This window comes from uncultured Nocardioides sp. (assembly GCF_902805925.1).
GTDB lineage: Bacteria > Actinomycetota > Actinomycetes > Propionibacteriales > Nocardioidaceae > Nocardioides.
In genome coordinates, this window is the sequence record NZ_CADCUP010000202.1 from 1 (window position 1) to 17,043 (window position 17,043).

Below are 17,043 nucleotides of genomic sequence, written 5' to 3' on the forward strand. Positions count from 1 at the left end.
CCCGCCCATCACGAGGAGGTCGCCGTGGCCCATCGTCACCGAGATCGACTCCCCGCCGCCTCGCGGTCGCAGCATCAGCCGGCGCGGGTCGCCCACCGAGACGATGGCGACCATGGTGTCGTGGACCCTGCCGCGGCCGATCCGGTCGCCGTGCCAGGCCACCGAGTCGCGGCCGTCGCGGTAGTAGCAGCACCCGGCGGTCACGAACCGCTCGCCGAGCTCGGGGCGGTAGTGCTCCGACAGCGCCTCGCGCGCCTCGGTGAGCAGCGGGTGCGGGAGCACCTCGCCGACGCCGTAGGTGTGCACCAGGCGCGGCACGTCGACGACCCGGTCGTACATCTCGCGCCGCTCGGCCCGCCACGGCACGTCATGCACGAGGGTGGTGAAGACGGCGTCGGCCCCGGGGAGCCAGTTGCTCTGGACGTCGACCCAGGCGCCGCGCGTGAGTAGCGTGCGCCGCGGTGCCAGCCGAGGCAGCCCCGCCAGGTCGGCCGCCGGCGACTCGTCGAAGAGGGTGCCCTGGAAGTCCATCGTCTGATGATATCGAACGCGTGTTCGATGGCAAGGGCTCGTGCACAGGGAGGTCCCCCACCCATGGCCAGCAGGCTCACCGAGGTCGCGATCGACTGCGCCGACGCCCCGGCGCTCGCCCGGTTCTGGTGTGCGGTCCTCGACTACGAGGTCCTCGACCGCGACGACGGGACTGTGACCATCGGTCCGCTTGCCGGGGAGGACCGCACCGGGCCGGTGCCGCCCGTGCTGACCTTCGCCCAGGTGCCGGAGCACAAGACGGTCAAGAACAGGCTGCACCTCGACGTCAGCCCGACCGACCGCGACCAGGACGACGAGGTGCGTCGCCTGCTCGACCTCGGCGCCCGGCACGCCCACGTCGGCCAGGGCGAGGTCGGCTGGGTCACGCTCACGGACCCGGAGGGCAACGAGCTCTGCGTGCTCGCCTCCCGACGCCCCTGACGGCCGCTCGGGGAGGATCCCGATGGCGCCTGCTTGGTGCGACACGGGAGGCTTGCGCCATGACCGAGCAGAAGCACGGCCGGCCGGGGGCCGTGCCCGCCGCCCGTGTGCGCCACCTGACCAAGACCTACGGCTCGGGTCAGGCCCTGGTCACCGCGCTCGACGACGTCAGCCTCGACCTCGCGGCGGGGGAGTTCACCGCCATCATGGGCCCCAGCGGGTCGGGCAAGTCCACGCTGATGCACTGCTGCGCCGCGCTCGACACCGGCACCTCGGGGGAGGTCTACATCGGGGACCAGGAGCTGACGCGGCTCAAGGACAAGGCGCTGACCCGGCTGCGTCGTGACGAGATCGGGTTCGTCTTCCAGTCGTTCAACCTGGTGCCCACGCTGACCGCGCGGGAGAACATCGTGCTGCCCCTCGCCATCGCGCGGCGCCGGCCGGACGCCGGCTGGTTCGAGTCCGTCATCGCGACCGTCGGGCTCGGCGACCGGCTCGACCACAAGCCCAACGAGCTGTCGGGCGGCCAGCAGCAGCGGGTCGCGATCGCCCGCGCCCTGGTCAGCCGGCCGCGCATCGTCTTCGCCGACGAGCCGACCGGCAACCTCGACTCCCGCTCCGGCGGCGAGGTGCTCGACCTCCTGCGCAGCAGCGTCGACGGGCACGCCCAGACGATCGTGATGGTGACCCACGACCCCGTCGCCGCGGCGTACACCGACCGGGTGGTGTTCCTCGCCGACGGTCGCGTCGTGCACGAGGTGCGCGACCCCGACCGCGAGTCGGTGCTCGAGGTGATGGCGACCATGAGCGCCCCGGTGGCCCGCTGATGCTGCGCGCCGCCCTGAAGAGCCTGATGGGCCGCAAGGTCCGCCTGCTGCTCAGCACCTTCGCCATCGTGCTCGGCGTGGCCTTCGTCGCCGGGTCGCTGGTCTTCAGCGACACCCTGAGCCGCAGCTTCACCGCGCTCTTCGCCTCGACGGTCGGCGACGTGGTGGTGCGCCCCGAGGGCGCGGGCGACCTCCGCAACGGGCCGTCCACGCGCACGGTGCCCGCGTCGGTCGTCGAGGAGCTGCGCCCGGTCGAGGGAGCCGCGCGCGTCGACGGCAACGTCACCGAGCTCGGCGTCTTCGTCGTCGACGGCGAGAACAAGGTGGTGGGCGGTCAGGGGCCGCCCGGGATCGCCGGCAACTGGTCCGACGCCCCGGCCGGCCACGGGCTCGAGGGCCTCAGCATCGTCATCGGCGCCGAGCCCGAGGGCCGCGACCAGGTGGTCCTGGACGTCTCGACGGCGGAGCGTGCCGGCTACTCGCGCGGCGACCGGGTGCGCATCGTCACCACGGGCGACCAGGCGGTGCTGAACCCCGTGCTCGTGGGCCTCGCCGACTTCGCCCAGGGCGGCTCGCTCAACGGCGCGACGTACGTCGCCTTCGACACCCCCACCACGCAGCAGCTCTTCACCGGCGGCCGCGACGTCTACACCGACCTGTGGGTGACCGCCGAGGACGGGGTCTCCCAGGAGGAGCTCCGCGACGCGGTGGCACAGCGGCTGCCCGAGGGCGTGGAGGCCGTCACCGGCGACGACGTGGCGGACGAGAACGCCAGCCAGCTGCTGGAGGCGATCACGTTCCTGACGACGTTCCTGCTCATCTTCGCCGGCATCTCCCTCGTGGTCGGCGCCTTCCTCATCGTCAACACCTTCTCGATCCTGGTCGCCCAGCGCAGCCGCGAGCTCGCGCTCCTGCGGGCCCTGGGCGCCTCACGACGCCAGGTGACGCGCTCGGTGATGCTGGAGTCGCTGGTGCTCGGCGTGCTCGGCTCCACGATCGGGCTGGGCCTCGGCGTGCTGCTCGCGATGCTGATCCGGCTCGTCTTCGGGCGCTTCGGCCTCGACCTCAGCGAGCAGCCCCTGGTCTTCGCGCCGCGCACCTTCGTCGCGTCGTACGCCATCGGGATCGTGGTCACGATGGCGGCGGCCTACCTGCCGGCGCGGCGCAGCGCCCGGATCGCGCCGGTGCAGGCGCTGCGCGACGACATCTCCATGCCGGAGACCTCGATGCACCGGCGCTTCGTCGGCGGCCTGGTGCTCGTCGCCGCCGGGTGCGGCGCCCTGGCCACCGGTCTCTTCACCTCCGTGGACCGCGGCGGGTGGTTCGTCGGCGCCGGCGTGCTGGCGGTGCTGCTGGGCGTCGCCTCGGCCAGCCCGGTGCTGAGCCGGCCGTTCCTGCGCCTCTCCCAGCGGCTGCTGGCCCGCGTCTTCGGCGCCGTCGGCAACCTCGCGGGCCAGAACTCGCTGCGCAACCCGCGGCGTACGACGGCCACGGCATCGGCCCTGATGATCGGACTGGCCCTGGCGGCGACCATGGCCATCGTCGGCGACTCCGCGAAGGCGTCGGTCGACCAGACGATCGAGGAGAACTTCCGGGGCGACTACGTCGTGAGCAACCTGATGGGCCAGTCGTTCTCGTCGCGGATCGGCGACCAGATGGGTGCCCTGGAGGGCGTCGGGACCGTCGCACGCCAGCGGTGGGCGTTCGCGGACGTGGACGGCGACCCGCAGGGCGTCGGAGCGAGCCAGCGCACGTCGTTCGAGGGCGCGCTGGGCCTGGAGATGGTCGGCGGCTCCCTCGACGACCTGGCCACCGGCACGGTCCTGCTCTCCGACAAGTACGCCGACGAGCTCGGCCTGGCCGTGGGCGACGACCTGGAGGTCACCTTCAACAACGAGGACCTGACCTACCCGGTGGTGGGCATCTTCGCCGACAACCCGATCCTGGGCTTCCCGGTGCAGACGACGTTGGCGACGCTGCGGGACGCAGGCTTCCCCGACCGCGACAACCTGCTCGTCCTCGACGTCGCGCAGCAGTCCCCGGCGCTGCAGGAGCGCATCGAGGCGGTCGTCGCCGACCTGCCCATCGTGACGGTCAAGGACCAGGCGGCGTTCGCCGAGGAGCAGCGCGGCCCGATCGACCAGCTGGTGCTGATGATCTTCGCGCTGCTCGGGCTCGCTCTCTTCATCGCCGTCCTGGGGATCGTCAACACCCTCGCCCTCTCGATCATCGAGCGCACCCGCGAGGTCGGCCTGCTGCGTGCGGTCGGGCTGAGCCGGGCGCAGCTGCGGCGCATGGTGACGTTCGAGTCGGTCGTCATCGCGGTCCTCGGCGCCGTCCTCGGCAGCGTGCTCGGCGTCTTCTTCGGCATCGCGATGATGTACGCCCTGCGCGACGAGGGCCTCGAGGTGATCTCGGTGCCGTGGGACCAGATCGGGGCGTTCCTGGCCGTCTCGGTGGTGGTCGGCGTGCTCGCCGCGGTGCTGCCGGCACGGCGCGCGGCACGCCTCGACGTGCTCTCGGCGATCGCCACCGACTGAGTGGCTGCGGCCGGGAGGCGGGCCGACACGATCGACTCGTCGAATACCGGTACGGATCCGCCCGCGGCCGCCTATCATCTGTCCATGACCCAAGCAGTCGGAATCGTGCAGCGTGCGCTGAAGCACGTTCAGGTGCGTGAGCACGTCCGGCTCCTGGTCGAGGGTGCCGACCCCGGCACCCCCGCGCCCTCCGAGCGTGAGCTGGTCGCCCAGTTCGGCGTCGCCCGGATGACCGTACGCCAGGCGATGGACGCCCTCGTCGTCGAGGGGCTGCTCGAGCGGATGCCCGGACGCGGCACCTTCGTCGCCCGGCCCCGGCGCCGGGTCGGGGCCCTGACCGGCTACACCGAGGACATGCGCCAGCGCGGGCTGCTGCCCGAGTCGCAGACCCTCCTGGCCCGTCGCGAGCAGGCCGGTCCCGGCGTGGCCCGCGCGCTCGACATCTCGCCCGGTGACGCGGTGATCCACTGGAAGCGGCTGCGTCGCGGCAACGGCCAGCTGATCTGCATCGAGGACGCCTACCTCAACGAGGTGCTGCTCCCCGGCTTCCTGCAGTCCGGGATGCCCACCAGCCTCTACTCCGCCCTCGAGGCCCGGGGCCTGCGCCCCACCTGGGCGGAGGACTCCGTGACGTCCGACCTCGCGACCGCCGAGGAGGCCGACCTCCTCGACGTCCCCAAGGCATCCGCGGTGCTGCGCGTGGCCCGTCGCGCCCTGGTCGACCAGCGACCGGTCGAGGTGTCCCGCTCGGCGTACCGCCCCGACCGCTTCACGATGTACGTCCAGCTCGGCTCCAACGCCTGACCGGTCCCGGGTCCGCCCTCCTTGGCCCGGCGCGCAAGGATCGGGGGCGTGCTCGACACCCTCCCGCCGGCCCGGCGCCGCTTCGTCGTGGTGCTGGCCGTCCTGGTGCTGGCTGCCGCCGTCGCGGTGGGCGTCGTCGCCTGGACGAGCCGGGAGACCGCCACGGTGCCGGTGTCGCAGGCGACACAGGGACCGGTGCTGCTGGTGCCGGGGTACGGCGGGTCGACGAGGTCCCTGCAGGTGCTGGCCGCGGCGCTGGAGCGCGCGGGGCGCGACGTGGTCGTCGTCCGCCTGGCGGGAGACGGCAGGGGCGACCTCGACGAGCAGGCGCAGGTGCTGGACGAGGCGGCCGACGACGCCCTGGACCGCACCGGTGCCGGGTCCGTCGACGTCGTCGGCTTCTCCGCCGGGGGAGTCACCGCGCGGCTGTGGGTGCGCGACCACGGCGGCGGGTCGGTGGCCCGGCGCGTGGTGACCCTCGGCTCCCCCCACCACGGCACGGACCTGGCGGCGCTGGCCGGCAGCCTGGCGCCTGACAGCTGCCCGGTCGCCTGCCGCCAGCTCGCGCCCGGGAGCGACCTGCTGAACGCGCTCAACGCCGGCGACGAGACGCCCCTGGGCCCGCTGTGGGTGTCGATCTGGACGACGGACGACCAGACGGTCGTGCCGCCCTCCTCCGCCGAGCTCGACGGGGCGCTGGAGTTCACCATCCAGTCGGTCTGCCCCCGGGCCGTGGTGGCGCACGGCGACCTCCCCCGCACCCCGGCGGTGATGGCGGCCGCCCTCGCCCAGCTCGGCACCGGCGACCCGGCCGTGCCCGGCATCGAGGTCTGCACCGCGACACCGTGACCGGGTCGGCCGGCCGCGGTGCGCCTCAGTCCTTGACGTCCTTGGTGGCGAAGTTGGCCCAGGCGATGCCGAGGAACACCGCGACGTACACCACCTGCAGCAGGGCCCCGCGCACCACGTCGCGCCACAGGATGGGGTCGCGGAACAGGTCGACGAAGGCCAGCCAGTAGCGGGTGAGGAGGTACGGCGCGATCGAGTCGGCGGCGTCCAGGGTGAGCAGCAGCGTGGAGGCCACCAGAACCGCCAGCGTGCCGAGGGCGGCGCCGAGGGGCGCGTCGACGAAGGTCGAGAGGCACAGCGCGATGGACGCGACGCCGAACATCGACAGCATCGCGTAGGCCAGGGCGAGCAGCGTGCGGAGGATGAGCTCCTGCTGGGTGAGCGTGGTGCCGGAGACCGTGGTCGTCGCCGCCACCGGGGCGTCGCCGAGGAGCAGGGTGCCGGTGACGTACGCCGTCGCGGCCACCACCGCGAGGGTGAGCAGCACGAACACCATCACGCTCACGAGCTTCGCGACCAGCAGCCGGGTGCGCGCGACCGGCCGCACCAGCAGGTAGCGCAGGGTGCCCTGCTGGGCCTCGCCGGCGATCGACTCCCCGGCGACGATGGACACCGCGATCGGCATGAAGAGCGGCAGCACGATCGCGATGGCGGCCAGCGGGAAGAGGGTGCCGTCGGTGAGCACGGCCGACAGGAACGCCGGTCCGGTGCCCGGGCGCGGGCCCACCTCGGTCACCCCGAGCAGCACCGCCACCAGGGTGGGGAGGCTGTCGATCATCAGGATCGTCACCCAGGTGCGCCGGCTGCGCAGCAGCTGGTGCAGCTCGACCGCGATCATCCGCGCTCGATCCGGTCGGAGCCCGCCACCGTGGCGGCCAGCACGACGTCCTCGAGGGTGCGCCGCTCGGGCGCCAGCTCGGTCACGCGCACCCCGTCGCGCACGAGCAGCGCGTTGAGCTCGGCGACGTCGTCGACGCGCACCAGCAGGTGGTCCTCGCCCACGTGCTCGACCTGCCCGTCGAGCAGGGCGCGGGCCCGGTCGACGTCGCGGGTGCGCAGGTAGGTGCGCCCTGTCGGCCTGGTGAGCGTCGCGAGGTCGTCCTCGATGACCAGCCGCCCACGGTCGAGCACGCCGACGCGGGTGGCCAGCTGCTCGATCTCGGCGAGCAGGTGGCTGGAGAGGAAGATCGTGGTGCCGCCGGCGTGCAGCTCGAGCAGGAGGTCGCGGATCTCGTGGATGCCCTGGGGGTCCAGGCCGTTGGTGGGCTCGTCGAGCACCAGCAGGCGGGGGTGGCCGAGCAGCGCGTGCGCGAGGCCCAGGCGCTGCCGCATGCCCAGGGAGTACGACGCGACCGGGCGTTCGTCGACGCCGCCGAGGCCCACCCGGTCGAGCACGTCGTCGACACGGCCGGCACGGCCCGAGCGGCGGCCGCGGCCCAGTGCGTCGTGCACCCGCAGGTTGGCCCGGCCCGACAACCGGGGGTAGGCGCCGGGCGACTCGACCAGGGCGCCCACCTCGGGCAGGACCCGGCCGGCGTGCCGGGGCATCGCCTCGCCCAGCACCTCGGCCGTCCCGGAGGTCGCCAGGACCAGCCCGAGCAGCATCCGCACCGTGGTGGTCTTGCCGGAGCCGTTGGCGCCGAGGAAGCCGTAGACGTCGCCCTCCCGGACGTCGAGGTCGACGTCGTCGACGGCCAGGATGCCGCCGTACCGCTTGGTGAGCCCGTGGGTGCGGATCATCGGCGCACCAGCGTCCCGGTCGTCACGTCGCGGGCGGCCGTCACCAGGGTGTCGCCGGTGACCGTGCCGGCCAGCAGCCAGCCGCCGTCGCCCTCGCCGCCGGTGAGCATGACGCCGAGCGGGCCCAGCGCGACGACGGTGCCGCGGCGCACCTCGCGCACCCCCGGAGTTCGGGCCAGCTGCTCGCGCAGGGGGCCGGCGTCCTGGTCGCGCAGCGGGACGGCGAGCAGCCGGGTCATCCCGGCGCCGTACACCCCGACCGCCCCGTCGGCCTGGGGCCCCTTCGCCAGGCCGGCGAGGGAGGCGGGCGGGACGAGGGGCGCGTACTGGTTGGCGGCGTCGGCGATGTCGAGCACGTCGTCGAAGGACACCTCGGCGCCGGGCGGCGCCCGGAAGGCCACCGAGCCGGCGCTGGGGGTGGCGGCGGAGAACTCGCGGAACTCCGAGGTGAAGGCCACGGTGCGCGCCCCCTTGCCGACCACCGCGACCCGCAGCGGGACCCCGCTGTCGGGGTCGGCCCAGAGGTCGACGTGCTCGATGCTCGACTGCTCGGAGGCGGGGGAGAGGCGCAGGCCGGGAGCGTCGATGCCGGCCACCCGCCGGGCCTCGATGCGCTCGACGTCCTCGGCGTCGACGTCGTCGAGCAGCATCCGGGCCACCGACGGCGGGAGCAGGTCGGCGGTGCGGGGGAGGCGGATGTCGGGGTCGGGGCTGCGCTGCACGTCGTCCTGCGCATAGCGCCACCGGGTGGTGCCGCGGTCGTCGTGGACGAGGTCGACCTCACCGGTGGTGAGCAGCTTGTCGACCCGCCACCGGTCCTCGCCGCGCCACCACACCCGCATCCGGGTCTCCTCGCCGAGGAGCGCGCCCACGTCGGTGAAGCCGTCGGTCACCGGCAGCTGCAGGGTGCCCTGCGACTCGACGTACCCGGAGTAGGGGTGGTCCTCGGCCTCCTGCACCTGGGTCAGCAGGGCCGCCGCGTCGGTGCCGGCGTCGTCCACGGGCAGCGCCCGCAGGGCGAAGGGGGCCGCCAGCAGCGCCGCGATGCCCGCGACGACGATGCTCCAGCGACCCATGGGCGTCATGCCCGCGAGCGTACGTCGGCCGGGGGCGCCTCAGCGCTCAGGTACGGCGACGCAGGGTCCTGGCTCTCCACCTCCATGGTGTCCGCGGCGACCGCACCGGGCACCCGGAATCGGCCGAGCCCTCAGGCCGACGCCACGTCGTCGGCGTCGACGATGCGGTAGGCGTAGCCCTGCTCGGCCAGGAAGCGCTGCCGGTTCTGGGCGAACTCCGCGTCCACGGTGTCGCGGGAGACGATGGTGTAGAAGTGCGCGGTCCTGCCCTCCGACTTGGGCCGCAGCAGCCGGCCCAGGCGCTGCGCCTCCTCCTGCCGCGAGCCGAACGAGCCGCTCACCTGGATCGCGACCTCGGCCGACGGCAGGTCGACCGAGAAGTTGGCGACCTTGCTGACCACCAGCAGCCCGATCTCGCCGGACCGGAAGGCTTCGAAGAGCCGCTGCCGCTCCTTGACCGGGGTGTCGCCCTTGATGACCGGGGCGTCGAGCGCCTCGGCGATCTCGTCGAGCTGGTCGATGTACTGGCCGATCACCAGCGTCGGCTGGTCGGCGTGCTGGTCGACCAGCCGGCGCAGGACGTCGAGCTTCTGCCCGGTGCAGGAGGCGAGGCGGTAGCGCTCCTCCGGCTCGGCGGTCGCATACACGAGCCGCTCGCCCTCGGGCAGGGTGACGCGGACCTCGACGCAGTCGGCGGGCGCGATCCAGCCCTGCGCCTCGATGTCCTTCCACGGGGCGTCGTACCGCTTGGGCCCGATCAGCGAGAAGACGTCGCCCTCGCGGCCGTCCTCGCGCACGAGGGTGGCGGTCAGGCCGATGCGGCGGCGGGCCTGGAGGTCGGCGGTCATCCGGAAGATCGGGGCCGGCAGCAGGTGCACCTCGTCGTAGACGATCAGCCCCCAGTCGCGGGCGTCGAGGAGCTCGAGGTGCGAGTAGACGCCCTTGCGCCGCGTCGTCATCACCTGGTACGTCGCGATGGTGACGGGCCGGACCTCCTTGACCGAGCCGGAGTACTCGCCGATCTCCTCGGCCGTCAGCGACGTGCGCCTGATCAGCTCGTCCTTCCACTGCCGGGCGCTCACGGTGTTGGTGACCAGGATCAGCGTGGTGGCGGCGGCGTGGGCCATCGCGGCCGCGCCCACCAGCGTCTTGCCGGCGCCGCACGGCAGCACCACGACGCCCGAGCCGCCGTGCCAGAACGAGTCGGCGGCGTCGCGCTGGTAGTCGCGCAGGTGCCACGCGCTCTGGTCGAGCTCGATCGGGTGCGCCTCCCCGTCGACGTACCCCGCGAAGTCCTCCGCGGGCCAGCCCAGCTTGAGCAGCGCCTGCTTGAGGTTGCCGCGCTCGCTGGCGTGCACGAGCACGGTGTCCCCGTCGGCGCCGCCGATGCGGGCGCCGAGCATCCCCTGGATGCGCTTGGCCCGCAGCACCTCCTCGAGCACCGGCCGGTCGGTCGAGACCAGCACGAGCCCGTGCACGGGGTGCTTCTCGAGCCGCAGCCGCCCGTAGCGGGCCATGGTCTCGGCGATGTCGACGAGCAGCGCGTGCGGCACCGGATAGCGGGAGTAGGAGAGCAGCGTGTCGACGACCTGCTCGGCGTCGTGGCCCGCGGCACGGGCGTTCCACAGCCCGAGCGGGGTGAGGCGGTAGGTGTGGACGTGCTCGGGCGAGCGCTCGAGCTCGGCGAAGGGCGCGATGGCCTTGCGGCAGTCCTGCGCGCGGTCGTGGTCGATCTCGAGGAGCAGGGTCTTGTCGGACTGGACGATCAGGGGGCCGTCGGTGGCGGTCATCAGGCTGAGGCAGCGGCTTTCTGGCGGGCGCGGTAGGCCGCGACGTTGGCTCGGGAGGAGCAGCGGTCGGAGCAGTAGCGGCGCGACTGGTTGGGGGAGGTGTCGACGTAGACGTTGGTGCACGGGGAGGCGCTGCAGACGCCCAGCCGGGTCGGGCCGAGGTCGCACACGAGCGTGGCCAGGCCCACCAGCGACTCGCCGATGAGGAGGTCGGAGACCGATGCCGCCCGGTTGGCGACGTGCAGGTGCAGGTTCGCGGGGTCGTGGTCGCTGATCATCGGGGTGACGGGGTGCCGGCCGAGGAGGTCGTTCAGGCCGGCGACGACGTCGGAGGTGCGGCCCTCGTCGGAGGCGTCGAACACCGGGCGCAGCTCGCGCTGGAAGCGGCGCAGCACCGTCACGTCGCGCTCGACGGTCTGCCCGTGCAGCCACTGGCGGTCGGCGAGGTGCGCGAGGAGGCCGTCGACGTCGTCGACGTCGGCGTTGAGCAGCGCCGCGGCCGACTCGGCGTACCTCACGAAGTCCATCCCTCCAGTCTACGGAGCGCTGGGCACCGGCCGGACCGTCGTGATGCGGTGGACGGCGAAGGTGCGGGTGTCGTCGCTGCGGTGGTCGTGGGCGGTCAGCTGTCCGCCCTCCACGCGCACCGGGTCGACCAGCCGGTCCGAGGACGCGCCGTGGTTGTCGACGTACCCGATCACCACGGTCACCTGGTCCTCGATGGCCAGCCGCAGCGCCGCCAGGGCGTCGGACGGCGTCGTGGGCCCGCCCGCCCGGTGGGGCCGGGCCGAGGTGGCCCGGTCGCCCGCGCGGACGGCGGTGACCACGGCCGCGACCGTGGCGGACTCCTTGGCGGCGCGGAGGCTGGGCGGGCGGCGGTGGCGGGGGGTGCGTGCGCGCTGGAGGTCGCGGCGAGCGACCCGGACGGTGCCGTCGGCCGCCTCCACCACCGGCGCCGCCCCGACCTCGCGCAGCCGCGGCAGCAGCACGTCGACCGGCACGGTGCTCACCAGCACGGTCGGTGCCAGGCGGCGCAGGCCGAGGCTGGCGGCCTTCGGGTGGTGCAGCAGCTCGGCGAGCGTCCCCTCGTCGTCGGCGCGCAGGAACGCCTCGGCGTGCCCCACCCGCAGCGTGCCGAACGTGCGGGCCACGTCGTCGACGAGATAGGTCAGCGGCTGGGGCAGCGGTGTGCGGGAGACCGACGCCAGGAACTCGTGGACCTCCGCCGCCGACCAGCCGGCGTCGAACGCGCGGCGCACGGACGCCGGGCGGAAGCGGTAGACCGTCGCCCCGCCCCGGGACTCGACGTCGGCCAGCAGGTGCAGGGTGCGCGAGAGCGCCGGCTCCAGGGGGCCGGGGGCGACCGCGGTCAGGTCGGCCTGCACGAGCACGTGGTCGACCGGCTCGGGGAGGAGCGGGGCCAGGGCCGCCGCGGCCGCGTCGAGGTCGCCCGCGAGGAGCCGGCGCCCGGCGGAGGAGATGCCGTCGTAGCCGGTGACCCCGAGGGCGCCCGCCTCGGCCAGCGACCAGACGACCATGTCGGCACGCGACGCCGGGCGGCGGGGCCGCAGCCACGACACCCGCGCCACCACGCCCGGTGAGCCGGTGCCCGCCGCGAGGGTGGCCCCGGGCGGCAGGGCGGCGAGCTCGGCGAGCGCCATCCGGCGGGCCTCGGCCTGGAAGACGCTGGACAGGTCGGGAGCCAGGGCGTTCCAGGTCTTGCCGGCGCTGTCGCGGGTGCCGATGAGCCCGGCCGTCCGGGGCGACTCCAGCCAGGCACGGGCCAGGGCCGCCCACCGGGCGGCGGGAGCGCCGGCCGACCACGCGTCGTAGGTGTCGGTGGGCAGCCACACCGCCTCGCCGTCGGCGTCGGTCGACTCCGCGAGCAGGCCCGCCTCGTGCGCCACCTCGACCAGCAGCCCGGCCTCGGCCGGGGTGACGTGCAGCTCGACGGAGGCGGCCTTGAGGTCGCGCACGGACAGCCCGCCCGCGCGCAGCACGCCGGGCGGCGCCAGGCCCCAGGAGTCGAGCAGCAGCGCCACGCGGCGTACGGCCTCGAAGGCGGCGCCCGCGGCGAGCCGGTCGACCAGGGCGGGGTCTCGCTCGCTCGTCGGCACCGCGGGTACGTCGTCGACCGGCGCGGTGGTGGTGCGACCGCCGCGCAGGGCCAGCCCCACCTCGCCGGGCAGCAGCACGACGCCCTGGCCGCGGGGGGTCAGCAGGCCGTGGGCGAGCAGCTCCTCGACCGGCGTCGTGGCGTCCTCGGGACGGGCCGGCGGGCGGGCCGACCCGGTGGTGCCCTCACCCCCGTGGTCGGCGAGGTGCTCCAGCAGGGCGCGGGCCGGCTTGCTGAGGGCCTCGATGCGCGAGCCGAGGGCGGCGGTGCCCGGCCCGTGGCCCGAGACCGGCCGCAGCCCGCTCACCCCCGCCGCCGGGCCGCCGCGCAGGACCTCCGCGACGCCGGTGAGCGGCCGCAGGCCCGAGGGGCTCTCCCACGACAGGGCCAGGTCCACCAGCCGCTCGGCCGCCCGCCGCACGGCGGCCGGGTCGGCGTTGACCATCGAGACCAGGTCGTCGTACGTGGTTTGAGATGCAACCACCTGGGCATCAAGCACAGAAAGCTCCAGCCGGGTCAGCCCGTCGAGCGCGCGCAGGACCGATGAGCGCGTGGCGGCACGCGATGCCAGCTGGGCCGAGTCGTGAGGAGCCGGTGTGGCCAGGTCGGGACGTTCGCGCAGCAGGTTGCCCAGCCGCTCGTCGGGCCAGCCGCGCAGCTGGTCGGCGAGGGTGCGTGGGGGTGTGCCCCGCTCGGTTGCTGCCATCTCTCCTACGCTACTCGTCAGCCTCCCACCCGGAGGTGCGGTCCGGGCGCACGGCCACGGCCCGGGCGACGAGCGACACGAGGACGGGGTGAGCCGATGAGGGCGGTCGACCTGCACCACGGCGCCTCCAGCGAGGTCGGGCACGTGCGCACGGCGAACGAGGACGCCTTCCTGGTGGCGCCCCCGCTCTTCGTGGTAGCCGACGGCATGGGAGGGCACGAGGGCGGCGACGTCGCGAGCCGCATCGTCGTCGAGGAGTTCGCACGGCTCCCCCAGGACGGTCGCGACTCCCGCGCGGGCGCCGAGGCCGTGGTCTCGACGCTGGCCCGCTGCCAGGTGCGCATCCGCGAGTACGCCACCACCCGGTCCGGCACCGGCCGCCGGGTGCACGCGGGCACGACCGTGGTGGTCGCCCTGCTCGTCGCGGACGACGACGGCCCCAAGTGGCTGCTGGCCAACCTCGGCGACTCCCGCATCTACCGGGTCGTCGAGGGCGAGCTCGACCAGGTCAGCGTGGACCACTCCGTCGTGCAGGAGCTCGTCGACGCCGGGGAGATCACCGCGGCCGAGGCCGCCGAGCATCCCGAGCGCAACGTCATCACCCGGGCGCTCGGCGCCGCCCTCGGGACCCTCGAGCCCGACTTCTTCCTGCTGCCCCTCGCCGCCGCCGAGCGCATCGTGCTGTGCACCGACGGCGTGACCGGGATGATCGACGACGCCACCATGGCGAGCATCCTCGCCCGGAGCCCCGACCCCCGCGACGCGGCCGACGGCCTCGTGCAGGCGGCGCTGGTGGCCGGGGGCCACGACAACGCGACGGCGGTCGTCGTCGATGTGGTGGGTTCGGCGACCGACGAGTCGTTCGACCTCGTGCGCCGGCGCGAGAGTCTCGAGACGAAGCTGGGGACCCTGCCATGAGCAACGCCGTGCGCGAGACCGAGGCCGGCCGGCGCAGGTACCTCCCCGGCTCCTGGTACGCCGCCATCGGCCCCGGCGTCACCGTGCTGCTGCCCGCGTCGGCGAAGGCCCGGGTCGCGGCGGTCTGGGAGCAGGTCGACGACGGGGCCACGTTCGACGACGTCCTCGACGTGCTCCTGGCCTCGGGCCTGCGCGGCCTGCCGGACGTCGTGGTGGTCGGCGACGCCGGTGACGCCGGCGAGGGCACCCGGGTGATCGTACGGGGCCGGGGCCGCGTCAGCTGTGACACCGCCGACGGCGCCGTGGAGGTGACGGCGGAGCCGGGCGCCACCTGGGGCGAGCGCACCGTCGCCGGCGTGACCGGCCTGACCGCCGAGGTCGAGCCCGACGCCGCCGGCGACGAGCTGTCGGTGGTCTCCGGCCTGGTGCGGGTGTCCCGCGTGACCTGGGGCGGCGGGGCGGTGGTCGGCGCCGCGGCCGCCTCCAGCGTCGCCGTGCCCGAGCCGACGACGTCGATGCCCGAGCCCGAGCCCGAGCCGGTGGAGGTCGAGGCGGAGGGGCCGGAGGCAGCCGGGACCGGCGAGCACCCCGCGGTGGCGACCGCCGCCCCGGACGAGCAGGAGACGGTCGCCGGGCTCCCGCCGGCGGCGGAGAGCGACCACGACGGCCACACGACCGCCGGGGTCTCGGGCCACCTGCCCGCCGAGCCGCCGGGCATCGAGGGGCAGCCGCCCGCCCCCAGCGTCACCTCCCGGCCGGTGGCGAGGCTGGTCTTCTCCAGCGGCGACACCATCGAGGTCGACCGCGCGATCCTCGTCGGCCGGGCGCCCGAGGCCCGCCGCTTCGCCTCCAGCGACCAGCCGCAGCTGGTCACCGTGCCCAGCCCGCACCACGAGATCTCCTCGACGCACCTGGAGGTCCGCCCCGGCTCCGGGGTCGACCACGGGATGTCCGTGGCGACCGACCTCGGCTCCACCAACGGCACCATGCTCATGCAGCCCGGCCTGCCGCCCGAGGAGCTCCAGCCGGGCATCGCGGTCTCGCTCATGCCGGGCGCGATCATCGACCTCGGCGACGGGGTGACCATCCAGGTCACCCACCCCTGACCCCGAGTCCCCGAGATGAGCCAGCCCTCCCTCGGTGCCGGCCCGCCGACGTTGCCCGTCGCCGGGCTCGAGCGCCGCTTCTACGCCTTCGTGGTCGACCGGCTGATCGTCTGGGGCCTGTACGCCGCCTGCGCCGTCGTGGTCTGGCACCTCCTCGCCGACAGCGGCTTCTGGGTCGGCGCCGGCGTCGTGCTCGGTGTGGTGGTGCTGGTGACGCTGGTGTCCTCGGCGTTCCTGGGCCTCGCCGGGTCCTCGCCCGGCAAGAGCCTGGTGGGCCTGCGGGTGGTGCACCACGGCACCGGCACGCCGATCGGCTTCGGCCGCGCGCTGCTGCGCTCGGTGGTGCTCGGGCTCTCCTCGCTGCCGACCTTCGGCCTCGGGCTCGTCACCCTCGCCTGGACCGCGGTGGCGGAGGCCGGGCACCGCCGTCGCGGCTGGCACGACCACGTGTCCCACGCGATCGTGGTCGACGTGCGGCCCGTGCTTGAGCCCACGACGGTCGAGGTGGCGCCCCGGCACGTCGTCAACCTCACCGCGATGCGGCTCGTCCCGGCGGCGACGGCGTCACCACCGACCGGCACACCCACCCCCACTCCCGCGCCGACCCCGACGCCCGCGTCCCGAGCGGTCGACCCCCGCATCGGGCCGCCTACCCCCCACCAGCCGCCGCCGTGGACCCGGCCTCCGGCGGCCGCCCAGCCGGCGCCGGTCCACGACGACGGCCGGACCGTCGTCCGAGGTGCCCACCGCCTCCAGCCCGGGCCGGTGCCCGACCGCCGGGTGGCGGCGGCGCCACCACGGTGGCGGGTCACCTTCGACGACGGCGAGACGTTCGTGGTCGAGGGGCCGGCGCTGGTCGGGCGCCGCCCGGAGCCGCGCGGCGGCGAGCCCGTGCACCACGTCGTGCCCCTGTCGTCCACCGACATGTCGCTGTCGAAGACCCACGCGCAGTTCGGCCCGGCGCCCGACGGCGCGCTGGTCGTGATGGACCGCGGCTCGACCAACGGCTCGGTGCTGCTGCGCAGGGGGGTGGCCCGCGAGCTGACCGCCGGCAAGCCCGCCACGGTCCTGGACGGCGACACCGTGCGTTTCGGGGACCGAGAGATGACGGTCAGTCGCGAGGCCTGACGCGCGCCGCCTGCCGAGGGATCAGCGGGCCAGCACGACCGGCATGCGCACCGTCGCGCCGCGGGCGCTGGTCCACACGACCTGTCCGGCATCGAGGCGGTGCGGAGCCGCCGGCCCGTCCACCCTGACCTGGAAGGTCGCCGACTCTCCCGGGCGCAGCGTCAGCGCCGCCGGACGCACGATCACCGTGTGGGTGTCGAAGCCGATCGCCCGCGAGGAGAAGTACGTCGGCCGGCCGCCCACGTTGGTGACCCTGCGGCGCACCGTGCGGTCGCCACGCAGCAATACCGACGGGATGTTGAGGTCCTCGCCGGACAGGTCGCCGTCGAGGTAGGCGCGGAACGCCGAGTCGCCGAGGGGGAACGCGAGGCCCGGGCGGGTGGCCCTGGGGGCGGCGCTGCGGCCGGCGCCCTGGCGCAGCCCCGCGCCGGGGCCGCCCACGGGCACGGCCGTGGTGGAGAGCGCCGAGCG

At 74.6% G+C, this 17,043-nt stretch carries 15 protein-coding genes and 1 pseudogene; 8 read left to right on the forward strand and 8 right to left on the reverse strand.

Annotated features, from left to right (window positions below):
• Positions 1 to 531 (reverse strand): alpha-ketoglutarate-dependent dioxygenase AlkB (locus QZX64_RS14650; protein ID WP_295661224.1); only part of this gene is annotated, 531 nt, incomplete at its 3' end.
• Between the two features lie 63 nt (positions 532 to 594).
• On the opposite strand from QZX64_RS14650, the gene QZX64_RS14655 reads away from it, so the two are divergent.
• From QZX64_RS14655 to QZX64_RS14675, 5 genes are all read left to right on the forward strand, one after another.
• Positions 595 to 972, forward strand: coding sequence for a VOC family protein (locus QZX64_RS14655; RefSeq protein ID WP_295661226.1), 378 nt, complete (start codon positions 595 to 597; stop codon positions 970 to 972).
• Between the two features lie 59 nt (positions 973 to 1,031).
• Positions 1,032 to 1,799 carry an ABC transporter ATP-binding protein gene (locus QZX64_RS14660; RefSeq protein ID WP_295661228.1) on the forward strand — a complete coding sequence of 256 codons (768 nt, stop codon included), beginning with the start codon at positions 1,032 to 1,034 and terminating at the stop codon, positions 1,797 to 1,799.
• Positions 1,799 to 4,339 (forward strand): ABC transporter permease, encoded by a 2,541-nt coding sequence (locus tag QZX64_RS14665; RefSeq protein ID WP_295661230.1) that lies wholly within the window; start codon positions 1,799 to 1,801, stop codon positions 4,337 to 4,339. The genes QZX64_RS14660 and QZX64_RS14665 overlap by 1 nt, the downstream gene beginning before the upstream one ends.
• An 84-nt stretch (positions 4,340 to 4,423) precedes the next feature.
• Positions 4,424 to 5,143, forward strand: coding sequence for a GntR family transcriptional regulator (locus tag QZX64_RS14670; RefSeq protein ID WP_295661232.1), 720 nt, complete (start codon positions 4,424 to 4,426; stop codon positions 5,141 to 5,143).
• A gap of 48 nt (positions 5,144 to 5,191) precedes the next feature.
• Positions 5,192 to 5,992, forward strand: coding sequence for an alpha/beta fold hydrolase (locus tag QZX64_RS14675; RefSeq protein WP_295661234.1), 801 nt, complete (start codon positions 5,192 to 5,194; stop codon positions 5,990 to 5,992).
• Positions 5,993 to 6,017: 25 nt separating this feature from the next.
• On the opposite strand, the gene QZX64_RS14680 is transcribed toward QZX64_RS14675, so the two are convergent.
• The 6 genes from QZX64_RS14680 to QZX64_RS14705 form a co-directional block, all read right to left on the reverse strand.
• Entirely contained in the window at positions 6,018 to 6,830 is an 813-nt protein-coding gene (locus QZX64_RS14680; protein WP_295661236.1) for an ABC transporter permease, read from the reverse strand.
• Positions 6,827 to 7,732: an ABC transporter ATP-binding protein gene (locus tag QZX64_RS14685; RefSeq protein WP_295661238.1), complete on the reverse strand. Its 906-nt coding sequence runs from the start codon at positions 7,730 to 7,732 to the stop codon at positions 6,827 to 6,829. The genes QZX64_RS14680 and QZX64_RS14685 overlap by 4 nt, the downstream gene beginning before the upstream one ends.
• Positions 7,729 to 8,817, reverse strand: a complete 1,089-nt coding sequence (locus tag QZX64_RS14690) for a hypothetical protein (protein ID WP_295661240.1) — start codon at positions 8,815 to 8,817, stop codon at positions 7,729 to 7,731. The genes QZX64_RS14685 and QZX64_RS14690 overlap by 4 nt, the downstream gene beginning before the upstream one ends.
• Before the next feature lie 122 nt (positions 8,818 to 8,939).
• On the reverse strand, positions 8,940 to 10,598 hold the full coding sequence (locus QZX64_RS14695; RefSeq protein ID WP_295661242.1) for a DNA repair helicase XPB: 1,659 nt from the start codon (positions 10,596 to 10,598) through the stop codon (positions 8,940 to 8,942).
• On the reverse strand, positions 10,598 to 11,125 hold the full coding sequence (locus QZX64_RS14700) for a CGNR zinc finger domain-containing protein (protein WP_295661244.1): 528 nt from the start codon (positions 11,123 to 11,125) through the stop codon (positions 10,598 to 10,600). The genes QZX64_RS14695 and QZX64_RS14700 overlap by 1 nt, the downstream gene beginning before the upstream one ends.
• Positions 11,126 to 11,134: 9 nt before the next feature.
• Complete coding sequence (locus QZX64_RS14705) at positions 11,135 to 13,420, reverse strand: helicase C-terminal domain-containing protein (RefSeq protein ID WP_295661246.1); 2,286 nt, start codon at positions 13,418 to 13,420, stop codon at positions 11,135 to 11,137.
• A gap of 96 nt (positions 13,421 to 13,516) precedes the next feature.
• Between QZX64_RS14705 and QZX64_RS14710 the strand changes: the two genes are divergently transcribed.
• Genes QZX64_RS14710 through QZX64_RS14720 form a run of 3 tightly spaced genes read left to right on the forward strand, consistent with a single transcriptional unit; the run spans position 13,517 to position 16,572 of the window.
• Positions 13,517 to 14,338, forward strand: a complete 822-nt coding sequence (locus QZX64_RS14710; RefSeq protein WP_295661248.1) for a PP2C family serine/threonine-protein phosphatase — start codon at positions 13,517 to 13,519, stop codon at positions 14,336 to 14,338.
• Positions 14,335 to 15,444: an FHA domain-containing protein gene (locus QZX64_RS14715; protein WP_295661250.1), complete on the forward strand. Its 1,110-nt coding sequence runs from the start codon at positions 14,335 to 14,337 to the stop codon at positions 15,442 to 15,444. Before QZX64_RS14710 ends, QZX64_RS14715 begins: the two co-directional genes overlap by 4 nt.
• A 15-nt stretch (positions 15,445 to 15,459) precedes the next feature.
• Entirely contained in the window at positions 15,460 to 16,572 is a 1,113-nt protein-coding gene (locus QZX64_RS14720) for an RDD family protein (RefSeq protein ID WP_295661252.1), read from the forward strand.
• Between the two features lie 21 nt (positions 16,573 to 16,593).
• Here the strand turns inward: QZX64_RS14720 and QZX64_RS14725 are convergent.
• Positions 16,594 to 17,043: pseudogene (locus tag QZX64_RS14725) on the reverse strand (hypothetical protein); the annotation flags it as partial.

Excerpts from the sequence above, each read along its gene's own strand:
- QZX64_RS14665 (WP_295661230.1), top strand. The coding sequence starts at position 1,799 with ATGCTGCGCGCCGCCCTGAAGAGCCTGATGGGCCGCAAGGTCCGCCTG.
- QZX64_RS14680 (WP_295661236.1), bottom strand. The coding sequence starts at position 6,830 with ATGATCGCGGTCGAGCTGCACCAGCTGCTGCGCAGCCGGCGCACCTGG.
- QZX64_RS14695 (WP_295661242.1), bottom strand. The coding sequence starts at position 10,598 with ATGACCGCCACCGACGGCCCCCTGATCGTCCAGTCCGACAAGACCCTG.
- QZX64_RS14700 (WP_295661244.1), bottom strand. The coding sequence starts at position 11,125 with ATGGACTTCGTGAGGTACGCCGAGTCGGCCGCGGCGCTGCTCAACGCC.
- QZX64_RS14705 (WP_295661246.1), bottom strand. The coding sequence starts at position 13,420 with ATGGCAGCAACCGAGCGGGGCACACCCCCACGCACCCTCGCCGACCAG.
- QZX64_RS14715 (WP_295661250.1), top strand. The coding sequence starts at position 14,335 with ATGAGCAACGCCGTGCGCGAGACCGAGGCCGGCCGGCGCAGGTACCTC.
- QZX64_RS14655 (WP_295661226.1), top strand. The coding sequence starts at position 595 with ATGGCCAGCAGGCTCACCGAGGTCGCGATCGACTGCGCCGACGCCCCG.
- QZX64_RS14685 (WP_295661238.1), bottom strand. The coding sequence starts at position 7,732 with ATGATCCGCACCCACGGGCTCACCAAGCGGTACGGCGGCATCCTGGCC.
- QZX64_RS14670 (WP_295661232.1), top strand. The coding sequence starts at position 4,424 with ATGACCCAAGCAGTCGGAATCGTGCAGCGTGCGCTGAAGCACGTTCAG.
- QZX64_RS14690 (WP_295661240.1), bottom strand. The coding sequence starts at position 8,817 with ATGACGCCCATGGGTCGCTGGAGCATCGTCGTCGCGGGCATCGCGGCG.
- QZX64_RS14710 (WP_295661248.1), top strand. The coding sequence starts at position 13,517 with ATGAGGGCGGTCGACCTGCACCACGGCGCCTCCAGCGAGGTCGGGCAC.
- QZX64_RS14720 (WP_295661252.1), top strand. The coding sequence starts at position 15,460 with ATGAGCCAGCCCTCCCTCGGTGCCGGCCCGCCGACGTTGCCCGTCGCC.
- QZX64_RS14660 (WP_295661228.1), top strand. The coding sequence starts at position 1,032 with ATGACCGAGCAGAAGCACGGCCGGCCGGGGGCCGTGCCCGCCGCCCGT.